This is a genomic window from Nocardia sp. SYP-A9097, assembly GCF_009649815.1.
Lineage (GTDB): Bacteria > Actinomycetota > Actinomycetes > Mycobacteriales > Mycobacteriaceae > Nocardia.
This window is the reverse complement of sequence record NZ_WJIC01000003.1, coordinates 159,371-172,506: the sequence shown is the minus strand read 5'-3', so window position 1 is coordinate 172,506 and position 13,136 is coordinate 159,371. Positions and strand designations below refer to the sequence as shown.

General features: G+C 65.2%; 12 protein-coding genes. 5 read left to right on the top strand and 7 right to left on the bottom strand.

The genetic code is table 11. The features are described from left to right. Window positions 1-239: 239 nt before the first annotated feature. Window positions 240-1,709 carry an amino acid permease gene (locus GFY24_RS08080; protein WP_153804371.1) on the bottom strand — a complete coding sequence of 490 codons (1,470 nt, stop codon included), beginning with the start codon at window positions 1,707-1,709 and terminating at the stop codon, window positions 240-242. A gap of 238 nt (window positions 1,710-1,947) precedes the next feature. Between GFY24_RS08080 and GFY24_RS08075 the strand changes: the two genes are divergently transcribed. After that, window positions 1,948-3,903 carry a gamma-glutamyltransferase family protein gene (locus GFY24_RS08075; protein ID WP_153804716.1) on the top strand — a complete coding sequence of 652 codons (1,956 nt, stop codon included), beginning with the start codon at window positions 1,948-1,950 and terminating at the stop codon, window positions 3,901-3,903. A gap of 613 nt (window positions 3,904-4,516) precedes the next feature. Here GFY24_RS08075 and GFY24_RS08070 read toward each other — a convergent pair. The 4 genes from GFY24_RS08070 to GFY24_RS08055 all read right to left on the bottom strand — a co-directional run bounded on the left by GFY24_RS08070 (window position 4,517) and on the right by GFY24_RS08055 (window position 7,631). After that, entirely contained in the window at window positions 4,517-5,062 is a 546-nt protein-coding gene (locus GFY24_RS08070; protein WP_375336017.1) for a PH domain-containing protein, read from the bottom strand. 95 nt (window positions 5,063-5,157) lie between these two features. Beyond that, window positions 5,158-5,637, bottom strand: a complete 480-nt coding sequence (gene ribH / locus GFY24_RS08065; protein WP_153804370.1) for a 6,7-dimethyl-8-ribityllumazine synthase — start codon at window positions 5,635-5,637, stop codon at window positions 5,158-5,160. A 30-nt stretch (window positions 5,638-5,667) separates the two neighbouring features. Next, window positions 5,668-6,921 (bottom strand): bifunctional 3,4-dihydroxy-2-butanone-4-phosphate synthase/GTP cyclohydrolase II, encoded by a 1,254-nt coding sequence (locus GFY24_RS08060; RefSeq protein WP_309230605.1) that lies wholly within the window; start codon window positions 6,919-6,921, stop codon window positions 5,668-5,670. 83 nt (window positions 6,922-7,004) lie between these two features. After that, window positions 7,005-7,631, bottom strand: a complete 627-nt coding sequence (locus GFY24_RS08055) for a riboflavin synthase (RefSeq protein WP_153804368.1) — start codon at window positions 7,629-7,631, stop codon at window positions 7,005-7,007. Window positions 7,632-8,072: 441 nt separating this feature from the next. Between GFY24_RS08055 and GFY24_RS08050 the strand changes: the two genes are divergently transcribed. Further along, window positions 8,073-8,519, top strand: coding sequence for a hypothetical protein (locus tag GFY24_RS08050; protein WP_228566095.1), 447 nt, complete (start codon window positions 8,073-8,075; stop codon window positions 8,517-8,519). Here the strand turns inward: GFY24_RS08050 and rpe are convergent. Beyond that, window positions 8,505-9,170, bottom strand: a complete 666-nt coding sequence (gene rpe, locus GFY24_RS08045) for a ribulose-phosphate 3-epimerase (protein WP_153804714.1) — start codon at window positions 9,168-9,170, stop codon at window positions 8,505-8,507. The genes GFY24_RS08050 and rpe overlap by 15 nt on opposite strands. Window positions 9,171-9,397: 227 nt before the next feature. Here rpe and GFY24_RS08040 point away from each other — a divergent pair, with 227 nt between their 5' ends. From GFY24_RS08040 to GFY24_RS08030, 3 genes are all read left to right on the top strand, one after another. Then, on the top strand, window positions 9,398-9,820 hold the full coding sequence (locus GFY24_RS08040; RefSeq protein ID WP_309230604.1) for an anti-sigma factor: 423 nt from the start codon (window positions 9,398-9,400) through the stop codon (window positions 9,818-9,820). 290 nt (window positions 9,821-10,110) lie between these two features. After that, window positions 10,111-10,989, top strand: coding sequence for an RNA polymerase sigma factor SigF (locus tag GFY24_RS08035; RefSeq protein WP_153804713.1), 879 nt, complete (start codon window positions 10,111-10,113; stop codon window positions 10,987-10,989). Between the two features lie 24 nt (window positions 10,990-11,013). After that, on the top strand, window positions 11,014-11,703 hold the full coding sequence (locus GFY24_RS08030; RefSeq protein WP_153804366.1) for a hypothetical protein: 690 nt from the start codon (window positions 11,014-11,016) through the stop codon (window positions 11,701-11,703). A gap of 49 nt (window positions 11,704-11,752) precedes the next feature. Here the strand turns inward: GFY24_RS08030 and GFY24_RS08025 are convergent, their stop codons facing one another. After that, on the bottom strand, window positions 11,753-13,120 hold the full coding sequence (locus GFY24_RS08025) for an RsmB/NOP family class I SAM-dependent RNA methyltransferase (RefSeq protein WP_309230679.1): 1,368 nt from the start codon (window positions 13,118-13,120) through the stop codon (window positions 11,753-11,755). Window positions 13,121-13,136 lie beyond the last annotated feature (16 nt).

The window sequence follows — 13,136 nt, the reverse complement described above, 5'->3', positions numbered from 1 at the left end:
CACTCCTCATCGAGTATCCCCTGGTTGCGCGCCCCCTGCGAACGCGCAGAGCCTGACGCTAACCAAATGTTTCCCTGCGAGACAATCGAGTTCGGGAAGTTATGACCATGGCCACAGCGGATAGCACGCAGCGCAAACAGTGATCTCGAACACATAACGGCCGCACACGATTCGCGTGCGCGGCCGTCGTAAGCGCAGGTCCCCCAGCGATTTTCCAGTATACCGCCGGAAGCCGGAAACTACTTGTCGTCCATGGGAATCGGCGGAATCACCGGAAACTCGCCGGTGTATCCGGCCCGCTCCTGCGCGATGGCCAGCACCCGCGGTTCGGCGATCCTCCACCCGATCATCAAGGCGGGCACGATGATCAACAGGCTGCCCACGGTCCAGGTACCCACCGGGTGGTCGAACGCCATGAGCACCAGCACCGCGAACAGGAACACCAGCGTCGCGATACCGGAGTACGGCGCACCCCACATCCGGAACGCCGGCCGCTCGGCCCGACTGTTCTTCCACCAGTACCAGAGCTTGAGCTGGCACAGCACGATGGTCGCCCAAGACGCCAGAATGCCCAGCGACGCCACATTCAGCACGATCTCGAACGCCTCGTCCGGGACGATGTAATTCAGCCAGATACCGAACAGCGCGATGGTGCTGGTGAGCAAAATGCCGCCATAGGGCACACCGGCACTCGACATCCGCGCGGTGAACTTGGGCGCACTGCCGTTCATGGCCATCGACCGCAGAATGCGACCGGTCGAGTACAGCCCGGCGTTCAAACTCGACAGCGCGGCGGTCAGCACCACGAAGTTCATGATCGAACCCATATGCGCCACACCGATTTTGCTGAAGAAGGTGACGAACGGGCTCTCCCCGGCCTTGTACGCGGTGTACGGCAGCAGCAGCGCCAGCAGGATGACCGAACCGCAGTAGAACACCGCGATACGCATGATCACCGAGTTGATGGCGCGCGGCATGATCTTTTCCGGGTTCTCGGTCTCACCGGCGGCGATACCGACCATTTCGACTGCGGCATAAGCGAATACGACACCGGAGGTGACGGTGATCAGCGGCAGGATGCCGGTCGGGAACCAGCCACCGGCGTCGTTCACCATACGCAGGCCCGTCTCAGCGCCCTCGATATCGAAGCGCCCGGTCAGGAACACGGTGCCGACAATCAGGAAGGTGACCAGCGCCAGCACCTTGATCATGGCGGCCCAGAACTCCATCTCACCGAACCACTTCACCGACGCCAGGTTGATACCCAGCACGATGATCAGTGCGCCCAGCGCCAGAATCCATTGCGCCACAGGCTCGAACGGCCCCCAGTAGTGCAAATATGTTGCCACGGCGGTGGTGTCGACAATGCCGGTCATGGACCAGTTCAGGAAGTACATCCAGCCGGCGACGAAAGCCGCTCGCTCACCGAAGAATTCGCGCGCATAAGAGACGAACGAACCCGAGGACGGGCGATGCAACACCAGCTCGCCGAGGGCGCGCAGGATGAAGAAGACGAAAACACCACAGATCAGATACACCACGAACAGCGACGGTCCCGCGCTGGCGAGGCGACCGCCCGCGCCGAGGAAAAGGCCGGTTCCAATGGCGCCACCGATGGCGATCATCTGCAACTGCCGGGGCTTGAGGGCCTTGTGATAGCCGCTGTCCTCGGCAGTGAGATTTGTGGCCCGTGTCCGGATCTCGGTCATACGCCGGTTAACCCTCCGCAATCGTGTATTGAGGCGGTCCGAGAGTACCTTGCAATTTGCCGATAGCCACATCGCCGCTCCGAGCTGGGAAAATTCCCAATATTGCGGGCCGCTGAGCAGAGCGGACATGACATTCTGTATAGATAGCGGCTCAGATGCTGAAGGTTCGCGTATTGCCCTACCAGCCCAAAAACGAGACCGCGCCACGCACCGGCGCTAGAGTCCGACCATGAGGCGCATGCGACGGCATACCTGGAGCGGCGCCGCGGCCGCCCTGCTGCTGCTACTCGGAGCGGCCACGGCCTGTTCATCCGATTCGGACTCGAAACTGGGCGTGTGCGAGACCTCCCCCAACGGCGTTCCCATTACTGCCAGCGCGGGTAGCGGCCCCACCAGCACGAATCTGAGTCTGCATCCGGAGATCGCGACCGGATACCGCACCGGCATGAAACCGGTGCACACCAAGACCTTCGCGGTCTCCACGGCCAATCCCGTTGCCACCGAAGCGGCCTGCAAGGTGCTGCGCGATGGCGGCACGGCCGCGGACGCGCTCATCGTGGCGCAGACCGTGCTCGGATTGGTGGAGCCGCAGGCGTCCGGAATCGGCGGCGGCGCATTCCTGCTCTACTACGACGCGGCAGGTAAACAGATCGACGCCTACGACGGCCGCGAAACCGCGCCCGCGGCCGCCACCCAGGACTATCTGCGCTGGATAAGCGATACCGACCGCACCACACCGCAACCCAACGCGCGCGCCAGCGGCCGATCCATCGGCACGCCCGGCGTACTGCGCATGCTCGAACTCGCACAGCACGAACACGGTAAGCAAACCTGGCGCGATCTGTTTGCCCCGGCGATCGCACTGGCCGATCAAGGCTTCCAGATCAGTCCGCGTATGGCAGGCCAAATCGCCGACAGCGCAACCGATCTCAAGCGTGACGAGAACGCCGCCGGCTACTTCCTGCAACCGGACGGCAGCCCCAAACCCGCGGGAACCACCCTCACCAATCCGGCAATGGCCAAGACGCTCAACGCGATTGCCTCCGACGGGGCGAACGCCTTCTACACCGGAGCCATCGCCGCCGACATCATCGACGCCATCGGCACCACCTCCGGCGGACGCACCCCCGGCCTGACCACCGCCGCGGATCTCGCCGCATACCAACCGAAGAAGCGCACCGTCCTGTGCGCGCCCTACCGCACCCATGAGATCTGCGGCATGCCCAACCCCTCCTCCGGCGGCACCACCGTCGAAGCCACCCTCGGCATCCTGTCGAACTTCGACCTGGCCTCGATGAAACCGGCCGACACCACCGGCGACAACGACACCGCCCGCAACGGTGGCAAACCCACCGCCCAAGCCGTACACCTGATCTCCGAGGCCGAACGCCTCGCCTACGCCGACCGCGACAAATACGTCGCCGACTCGGATTTCATTCCGATGCCCGGCAATTCACCCCAGACCCTGCTGAATCCGGACTACCTGAAGCAGCGCGCGGGCCTGATCGACCCCAACCGCAGCATGGGCACCGCCCAACCCGGCGACTTCGGCCCGGTGCCACTCGGAGACGGCGTTCAACAGCCCGAACACGGCACCAGCCACATCTCCATAGTCGACCAGTACGGCAACGCGGCCTCCATGACCACCACCGTCGAATCCGCCTTCGGCGCCTTCCACCTGGTAGACGGCTTCATCCTGAACAACCAACTCACCGACTTCGCAGCCGACCCCCTCGGCAAAGACGGTCTCCCCGTAGCCAATCGCCTCGCCCCCGGTAAACGCCCCCGCAGCTCCATGGCCCCAACCCTGGTCTTCGACCGCGCCCCCGACGGCACCCGAGGCCAACTCACCTACGTAACCGGCTCCCCCGGCGGCGCGGTAATCATCCAATTCGTAGTGAAAACCCTGGTGGCCATGCTCGATTGGGGACTCAACCCTCAACAGGCAGTCTCCATGGTGGCTTTCGGCGCAGCCAACTCCCCCACCACCAATGTCGGCGGCGAACACCCCGCCATAAACGCCGCCAACAACGGCGACCAAGACCCCCTGGTCCAACAGTTGCGCCAGCTAGGCCACACAGTCTCGGTCCTCCCCCAATCAAGCGGCCTCTCCGCCCTGACCCGGGACGGCACCGGCTGGGTAGGCGGGGCGGACCCCCGCCGTGAAGGCGCAGTACTGGGTGATCCCAACTGACGCGGACGGTTTCCACACGGGGCCTTCGCAGCCGAATACCCTGCGGGACATTATGTTCCAGCGGGGTTCGGAGGATGGCCACGATTCTTCAGAGTGGGAACCTCGCCTGCCGTACCCGGCTTTCGCCTACCGACGGGCGCGAATACTCGCGACCCAGCCTGGCTGGCAGGCCGTGGTTACCTTCAGGACCAATACGAAAAAAGACAAAAGACCAAGAACCAAGACAAAAGACGCCAGGACGAGAAGAACCAACGCCCTGGAGGGGTCCGGCGATCACTGAGGGGGTACTCATGGCGGGGAAACGGACAAAATCCCGCCACCATTGCCCCTCGATGCGGGGAGATTCGCAAAGACCTCGAAACACCCACACGACACACCGGGAATCGATCTGGACGTGTGATCACCGGGAACTGAGCGTTGGTGTTTGCGGCGTGTCGCCCCGATAAGTTCCCGGTGATCACACGTCCAGGACTTCTTCGGGGTTTCGGGGGCTGAGGAATCCGGAGTTGGTGTCTCGCGGGCCCGAGGTGAGGTGGGTGTTGTCTTTGGGGCCTTCGGCCCCTTCTCGTCCAGGCGTCTTTTGTCTTGGTTCTTGGTCTTTTGTCTTTAAATCTCAGCCGGCGTTTTCGGCGGTGTACTTGGCGCCGAGTTCGCGGAAGCGATCCATCGCCGCCGCCGCACGCAACTTGTCATTGGTGCGAATGGCCATCATGGGCACGTACTCGTCATGCACCAATTCCAGTCGGGCCCAAGACTTCTTGTCCGCGAAGGAGATGCCACGAATATCCTCCCAGCGAAATTCCATGTCGCCCAGGATGTTTCGGACCACGACGCCGCGCTTACCGACTCGCACGCGAGGCCGGGTGAGGAGCAGAACCGCACTGCCGAGGAGTAGACCGAAGACCGCGAGGCCCAATTGATCGGCGAGGCGGAAGTTCACGCCGGTGGAACCGTTACGCAGGAGAACTCCGGCGATGATGAAGATGAGCGCGAGCAATGCCGCGACGATGCGCGCCGTCATGATGGCGTGCTGCGGGCGCACCTCTAGATCCCACTCGGCTTCGGGAGCGGCGGGGTTGTCGCTCTCCCCCACCTCAGGGGCCTCCGCGGCTTCCGGAGTCGACTTCGATTGCGCGCCAGCGGTTTCGGTGCCAGACACTGCGGTTTCACCGGCCTTCGATTCGGTCGTCGCCCGGGCCCGGCGGGGCGGTTCTTCCGCTCCCCCGCGCTTCCAGATCCGGACGACAGGCATTGCTAGACGGTCTGCGAGAGTTCGCGCAGGGTCAGCGCGGCATCGAGGGCGGCGGCGGACGCCTGCTCACCCTTGTTCTCGAACGAACCCGGCAGTCCGGAGCGGTCCAGGGCCTGCTGTTCGGTATTCACGGTGAGCACACCATTGGTGACCGGGACGCTCTCGTCGAGCGAGACCCGGGTCAGACCGGCGGTGACCGAATCGCACACGTACTCGAAATGCGGTGTCTCACCACGGATTACGACGCCGAGAGCGACCACCGCGTCATGGCTGCGGGCGAGCGCCTGCGCCACCACCGGCAGTTCCATCGCGCCCGCGACCCGCACGACGGTGATATCGGCGACCCCCGCATCACGCGCGGTCTTCTCCGCATTGGCGACCAGCGCGTCGCAGATGGTGGTGTGCCAGCGCGACGCCACGATGCCAAGCTTGAGATCCTTGGCATCGGCGAGCTCGAACGTGGGAACGCCCGTGCCGCTCATCGGTTTTCCGCCCTTCTCGTAAACAAGCAGTCAGTTCGCGGTTTCGCCCAGATCGATATCGTCCAGGCCGACCAGGTCGTGGCCCATGCGATCACGCTTGGTGCGCAGGTAGTGCAGGTTGTGCGAATTGGCGCGCACCGGCATCTGCACCCGCTCGGTGATCCGCAGGCCGTAGCCCTCGATCCCCGCGCGCTTGTCCGGATTATTGGTGAGCAGTCGCATCGAGGCGATGCCCAGATCGACCAGGATCTGCGCGCCCGTGCCGTAATCGCGCGCGTCGGCGGGCTGGCCGATGGCGATATTGGCGTCATAGGTATCCAGTTGCTGTTCGTCCTGCACCTGGTACGCCTGCAACTTGTGCATGAGGCCGATGCCCCGGCCCTCATGACCGCGCATGTACAGCACCACGCCGCGGCCCTCATCGGCCACCAACTGCAGTGCGGCGTTCAGCTGCGGACCGCAGTCGCAGCGCAGCGAACCGAAGACATCACCGGTGAGGCATTCCGAGTGCACGCGCACCAGCACGTCGTCACCGTTGCCTTCGGAGATATCGCCCATGACCAGGGCGACATGCTCGGAATCGTCGTATTCGCTCTCGTAGCCGATGGCCTTGAAATCACCGAACGCGGTCGGGATGCGGGCCTCGGCGACGCGGCGGACATGCTTCTCGTTCTTGCGGCGCCAGGCGATCATGTCGGCGATACAGATGAGCGCCAGATCGTGTTCGTCGGCGAAGACGCGCAGCTCCTCGGTGCGCGCCATATCGCCTTCGTTCTTCTGACTGACGATCTCGCAGATGACACCGGCCGGATGCAGTCCGGCCATCCGGGATAGGTCGACCGCGGCCTCGGTGTGCCCGGCGCGGCGCAGTACGCCACCGTCCTTGGCGCGCAACGGAACCACATGACCCGGACGGGTCAGATCATCGGACTTGGCGAGCGGATCGGCGAGCACCCGCATGGTGGTGGCGCGATCGGCGGCGGAGATACCGGTCGAGATGCCTTCGCGGGCATCCACCGAGACGGTGTAGGCGGTGCCGTGCTTGTCCTGATTGACCGCGTACATGGGCGGCAGGCCCAGGCGGTCGCAGTCTTCACCCGTGAGCGGGACACAGATGTAACCGGAGGTGTAGCGGATCATGAAGGCCACCAGCTCGGGTGTTGCCTTCTCCGCCGCGAAGATGAGGTCGCCCTCGTTCTCCCGGCCCTCGTCGTCGACGACGACGACCGCCTTACCGGCGGCGATGTCGGCGACTGCGCGCTCGATGGTGTCGAACCTGGTCACGTCTGTTGTGCTCCATCTCGATTTAGGTGCCGCTACCCACATTAGGCCAGCGTCCGTTTTGCGCCGCCTCCGGCGTCGCTTTGTCAGCCGCGCTGTACCAGCCGCTCGACGTACTTCGCGATGACATCCACCTCCAGGTTCACGGTGGTGCCGACCGGCGCGGTGCCGAGGGTGGTGAGTTCACGGGTGGTCGGGATGAGCGAAACCTCGAACCAGTCCTTGCTGCCGTCGGTGGCGGCCTCGGCGGCCAGGCCCAGGCCCGAGACGGTCAGCGAGATACCGTCGACGGTGATGGAGCCCTTCTCCACGACATAGCGAGCGATGCTGTCGGGCAACGAGATTCGCACTACCTCCCAGTTCTCGGAAGGGGTGCGGGAGAGCACGGTGCCGGTACCGTCGACATGGCCCTGCACAATGTGGCCGCCGAGGCGACTGTTCACGGCGGCGGCGCGCTCGAGGTTGACGCGGGAGCCGGCGGCCAGGCCACCGATGCTGGAGCGCTCGAGCGTCTCGGCCATGACGTCGACGGTGAAGATGTCACCCTCGACCTGCTGGTCCACCACGGTCAGGCAGACGCCGTTGACCGCGATCGAATCACCATGTCCGGCATCGGAGGTGACCAGTGGGCCGCGGATCGTGAGCCGGGCCGCATCGGCCAGTTGCTCGGTGGCGACGATCTCGCCCAGCTCCTCCACGATGCCTGTGAACATGCCCTACCTCTCCCTGATGCCTCGGGCCACCGAACGTGCCCACCGATTGCGCCAACCGCCCGGACCACCGGTGCTATTCCCCGATGAGTGGGCGTCCGTCACCAGCCTAACGACACGGAGTCGTAGAAGACGGAGCGCCTCGTTACAGGAACGTGCCATTTCACGCCGGAGAGCGGCGAGCCTTACCCAATTCCGACTCGCTTACACCAGAATCTTGCGCATCCACGGAGATGGTCGCAAGATTCTTATGCAGCTGATTCCTACAGTTCAACTTCGCTCAATCACTTCCGGGTGAGCGTCCCATCCAGGCGAGCAGTTCAGCGCAGAACAGTCCCGCATCCGTCGCCGTGTCCGGCGCGGGTGAGTCTTCGCAGCAAGTCAAACCGAAGGAAGGTCGGACCGTCGGATCCAGGTGGACTACAACACAATTGGGAGTACAGCGTGACCACGCTTCTCGATACCACCCTCGAAGTTCGATGCGTGCAGTACCGACGCGAATTTCATCTCCCGGCATCGATAGACCCGGCGTCACGACACATCCTCTTGGAGATAGGCAGCTGCTACGGCGCGATCACCATGCCCGCCGAACTAGGCGAACGGGTGCAGCAGCGCCTCTCCCAGGCCGATCTCGCCGGGCCGGTCGTACACCATCCGCGTGCGCGGCGGTGGACCTTCATCACCGGTCCCGCCCGGCCCGAAACCCTCAGCACACCCGTCGGCGCGGCACTGTTCCGGCTGTACGCGACGGTCGCGTGCGCGGGCGCCCAGGTGGTGCTGCCGTCCGCCGATGACGAGCGGACGGGCTACCGCACCTGGATTCAGCCGCCGGAGACGGTCCGCTCGGTGCCGCCACTGGAATCGGTGGTCGAGGCCCTACTGGGCCGCTGACGCCTCCACCGCGATCACCTTCTGCCGCAAGGCCTCCACGGTCGCGGCCGGATCGGCGGTGCCGTAGACGGCGGAACCCGCTACGAAGCAGTCGATTCCGGCCTCGGCGGCCTGTTCGATGGTGTCCATATTGATGCCGCCGTCGATCTCCACCACCAGGCGCAGCTCACCGGCATCGACGAGATTGCGCACAATGCGGGCCTTTTCGAGCACATCCGCGATGAACGACTGGCCGCCGAAGCCGGGTTCGACACTCATCACCAGCAGGGTGTCGAAGTCGCGCAGGATCTCCAGATATGGCTCGATCGGGGTGCCGGGCTTGACCGAGAGCCCTGCCTTCGCACCCGCCGCGCGGATATCGCGGGCCACCGCGATCGGATTGTCGGTCGCCTCGGCGTGGAAGGTGACGTTGTACGCGCCGGCCTCCGCATAGCCCGGCGCCCAGCGCTCCGGGTTGGAGATCATCAGATGGCAATCCAGCGGAATGTCGGTGGCCTTCAACAGACTCTGCACCACCGGCAGGCCCAGGGTCAGGTTCGGTACGAAGTGATTGTCCATGACATCCACGTGCACCCAATCGGCTCCTCCGATGGCCTTCATCTCTTCACCGAGGCGGGCGAAATCGGCGGACAGAATGGACGGCGCGATCATGGGCGCGGGCCGCCGGAAGGGAGAGGAAGGGGTACACACACGCGGCAGTCTAACGGCCGGCGCGTAGGCGAAACCATGACACCGCGCTTGCCGGCTCGGGCGGCATCGCATCCGCGGCCGAAGGTCGGTGGCGCGAAATTCGCGAAGCCGATCGAATCAGTGGCCGGAGTGGCGCTTCGCGGCCATTGCGCTGATTGCGGCGCGGTGGAATGGGTAGCCTAGTGCAGGTGATCAACATTTCGGCGGAACAAGGAGTCCGGGCCACACCGGTCGAGATCGGCGTTGCCGCGTCCGTCTCCCAGTTGCCTATCGTGCGCGGACTCGCCGAAACACTGGTGCTACTCAGCGATTTCACTCTGGACGAGGTCGCCGATATCCGGCTCGCGGTGGACGAGGCCGCCTCCACCGTCATCGCGCTCGCGGTACCCGGCTCCACGCTGCAGTGCGTGTTCACCGTGGGTGACAGCGATTTGGTGATTCGGGTCAGTGGTGTCGCCGGCTCCGAGGGCCTACCCGATCAGCGCAGCTTCGGCTGGCATGTGCTACGCACCCTCTCCGATGAGGTCACCGCGAGCCAGGGCGAATACGACCCGGCAATCTCCGGATACCCGACGACGGTGGAGTTCCGGCGGGTCCGGGGGAAGGCGTAGTGACCGACGAGGACATGGTGTTCGCCTCCCCCGAAGCGTCACAGCCCGATTCGCCCGAATCCGATGCAGGAGGCAGCGCTGCCGACAGCCCGGCAACCGGTGCGCCGGAGAACGGCACGAGCGACGAGAGCAACACTGCGGGCGCGAGCGGAGGCTCCGGCGGTAGAGGCAACGTGACGCACGGTAGCGGTGCTGCCGTGTCCGGTCCGATCAGCGAAAGTGGCGAGGCGACTGGGCATGACGGGTCCACAAGTGGCGGGGCGACCGGGCACGACGCGGTCGACAGGACCATGTCGCCTGGGCAAGACGCCGTAGCCGAGAATGCCGAACCCAACGCCGCGACCGAAGGTGACGAAACCGCCGAGAGCGAAGAGGTCGTCGACGCCGAAGAGGCGGAGGAGGTCGCGCGCAGCGTCTCCGGATATGACGATGTGGCAGTGCTGTTCGAGCAATTGGCCGCCACCGACCCGCAATCCGCGCGCCGCGTCGCACTGCGCTCGGAACTGATCCGCCGCTGCATTCCGCTGGCCGATCACATTGCCCGCAAATTCAGCGGGCGTGGTGAACCTTTCGATGATCTCACCCAGGTGGCGCGGGTCGGCCTCGTCCACGCGGTGGACCGCTTCGATGTCAGTCGCGGCTCCAACTTCCTGTCCTTCGCGGTGCCGACCATTATGGGCGAGGTCCGCCGGTACTTCCGCGACAACACCTGGGCCATGCGAGTTCCCCGGCGGGTCAAGGAGACTCATCTGCGCATCGGCGCGGCCATCGACGCGCTCTCGCAGCAGCTCGGGCGCTCCCCCACCGCCAAGGAGATCGCCGCCCAACTCGGCATCGACCCCGATGAGGTCACCCAGGCGGTCATTGCCGGAAACGCCTACCAGCCCAGCTCCATCGACGCGGTCTCCGTCGGCCGCGATACCGAGGCGTCGCTGCTGGATACCCTCGGCGAGGAGGAATCGCAATTCGATCGGGTCGAGGAGTACGTGGCCATCCGGCCACTGCTCGCGGGCCTGCCCGAACGCGAACGGCGCATACTCACCATGCGGTTCTTCGAATCCATGACGCAGACCCAGATCGCCCAGCAGATGGGGATCTCGCAAATGCACGTCTCCCGGATCCTGGCGAAAACCCTTGCGCGCCTGCGGGAGCAGTCCGCCCGCGAGTGACACGCCCGCCCGGATTCAATAGGCTTGCCAGCACCGCACACCGGTGCGACGATCGATGCCACCCGGCACGCACCGCAATCGGGCGGCATCATGACCCAGCACCGAGATCGACAAATCGTGAACCAGATCGACCAGCTCGTGAACGATCAGCTGGCCGACGGCGAACCACGCACCGGCTACGACTACGGCGATCCCGACTTCCCCCGCTGCCCACACCCCTGGTGCGATGAGGAATGGCATGGGCTGCCGATCACCACACGCATGGCCGAAATGCGTTGGCGCGGTGAGGTCGATCCCGGATACCGATACCCCGACGACGAATCACCGGTACTGTGCCCAGGCTCGGACGATCCGGGCGATTTCACACCCGCCGACCGGTTCCGCGCCCTGGCCGAGCTACGACACGCGGTCTCGGCGGCACGCACCACACGCCGCAGCCGAGCCCAGCCACAGTGGTGGTGCTGCTTCCACGTCGCCGATCTGACCATCAATACGGTGGTGCGGTACAGCAATGGGCGGCCACAGCGGTTCATCGAGGTGAATGGCGAAACCATCGAACTGGTACCGGATTCCGACGGCAGCTGCATGCTCGGGCGCACCGATCGCGGACCCGACAGCACCGCGCGCCCGCAATGGATGGCAATCCGCTGCCAGCGAGTGCCACGCGCCGGGGTCTGGGTATCGTGGCGGCCGAATCCGCCTGCGCGACAATGAGATACCGACCAGGGTGAGGCCCGCGATGCGCGCGCCCCACCCTGTGGGGTTACTTCGATTCGAGCGGTTTACGCAGTGCGGCAAGGAACATGGCGTCGGTGCCGTGCCGGTGCGGCCACAGCTGTGCGCCCGGACCGTCGCCGAGGTCCGGGACGCCGGCCAGCAGTTCGCGGGAGTCGAGCTGTTCCGCGCCGGTGCGGCGCACCATATCGGCTACCACGGACACTGTCTCGGACAGATGCGGTGAGCAGGTGGAGTACACAACTACACCGCCCGGTCGCACCAGATCCCATGCGGCGCTGAGCAATTCGCGCTGCAGCTTGACCAGGTCCTTGACGTCCGAGGGCTGTCGCCGCCACCGCGCCTCCGGACGGCGGCGCAGCGCGCCCAGTCCGGTGCAGGGGGCGTCGACCAGAATCCGGTCGTAGCCCGGGGTCAGCCCGCTCTCGCGGCCGTCGGCGACATGAATGTCGACGGGCAGGCCGCGAGTCGCCTGCCGGACCAGATCGGCTCGATGCTCGGCGGGCTCGACTGCGTCGATATGGAAGCCGTCGATATCGGCGATCGCACCCAACAGCGCGGTCTTACCGCCCGGACCCGCACACAGATCCAGCCAGCGACCGCCGTCCTCACCCTGCAGCGGGGCACGCGTAACCGCAAGCGCCACAAGCTGACTGCCCTCGTCCTGCACGGCGGCCAAACCGTCGCGCACGGGTTCCAGCTTGCCCGGATCGCCACCGTCCATATACACGGCGTACGGCGACCATTTGCCCTCTTCACCACCGGTGATCAGCGCCAGTTCCTCAGCGCTGATCTCACCCGGTCGAGCCACCAGGTGCACGGCGGGCCGAGCATCATCGGCCGCCAGCACGGCTTCCAACTCCCCGGCATCCGCGCCCAGCGCATCCGCGAACGCCTGCGCGATCCACACGGGATGTGCGTGCTCGAACGCCATATGCCCCAGCGGATCCTGCGGCGCCAGCGCCTCAACCCACTCCTCGGCGGATTTCTCCGCGACACGACGCAGCACCGCATTCACGAAACCCGCACGCCCGACGCCATATTCGGCGCGAGCCATCGCCACCGAGGTATCCACCGCGGCATGCGCACCAATCCTGGTCCGCAACAACTGGTAGGTCCCCAACCGCAAAGCATCCAACAGCGGCCCGTCGATCTCCGCGACAGACCGGCCCGCCCCCGCCTCGATAACCGCATCCAACAACCCGAGCGACCGAGCCGCCCCATACGTCAACTCGGTAGCCAGCGCGGCATCGCGGCCACTGATCTTCCGCTCCCGCAACAACCCCGGCAGCACCAGATTGGCGTAAGCATCCCGCTCCCGCACCGCCCGCAACACATCCCGAGCCACAACACGCACCGGATCCAGCCCATGCGCCGCGTTATAAGCCGCCGTCACATCAGTCTTGCGCGAG

Excerpts from the sequence above, each read along its gene's own strand:
- GFY24_RS08075 (WP_153804716.1), top strand. The coding sequence starts at position 1,948 with ATGCGACGGCATACCTGGAGCGGCGCCGCGGCCGCCCTGCTGCTGCTA.
- rpe (WP_153804714.1), bottom strand. The coding sequence starts at position 9,170 with ATGATCGCGCCGTCCATTCTGTCCGCCGATTTCGCCCGCCTCGGTGAA.
- GFY24_RS08080 (WP_153804371.1), bottom strand. The coding sequence starts at position 1,709 with ATGACCGAGATCCGGACACGGGCCACAAATCTCACTGCCGAGGACAGC.
- GFY24_RS08035 (WP_153804713.1), top strand. The coding sequence starts at position 10,111 with ATGTCGCCTGGGCAAGACGCCGTAGCCGAGAATGCCGAACCCAACGCC.
- ribH (WP_153804370.1), bottom strand. The coding sequence starts at position 5,637 with ATGAGCGGCACGGGCGTTCCCACGTTCGAGCTCGCCGATGCCAAGGAT.
- GFY24_RS08055 (WP_153804368.1), bottom strand. The coding sequence starts at position 7,631 with ATGTTCACAGGCATCGTGGAGGAGCTGGGCGAGATCGTCGCCACCGAG.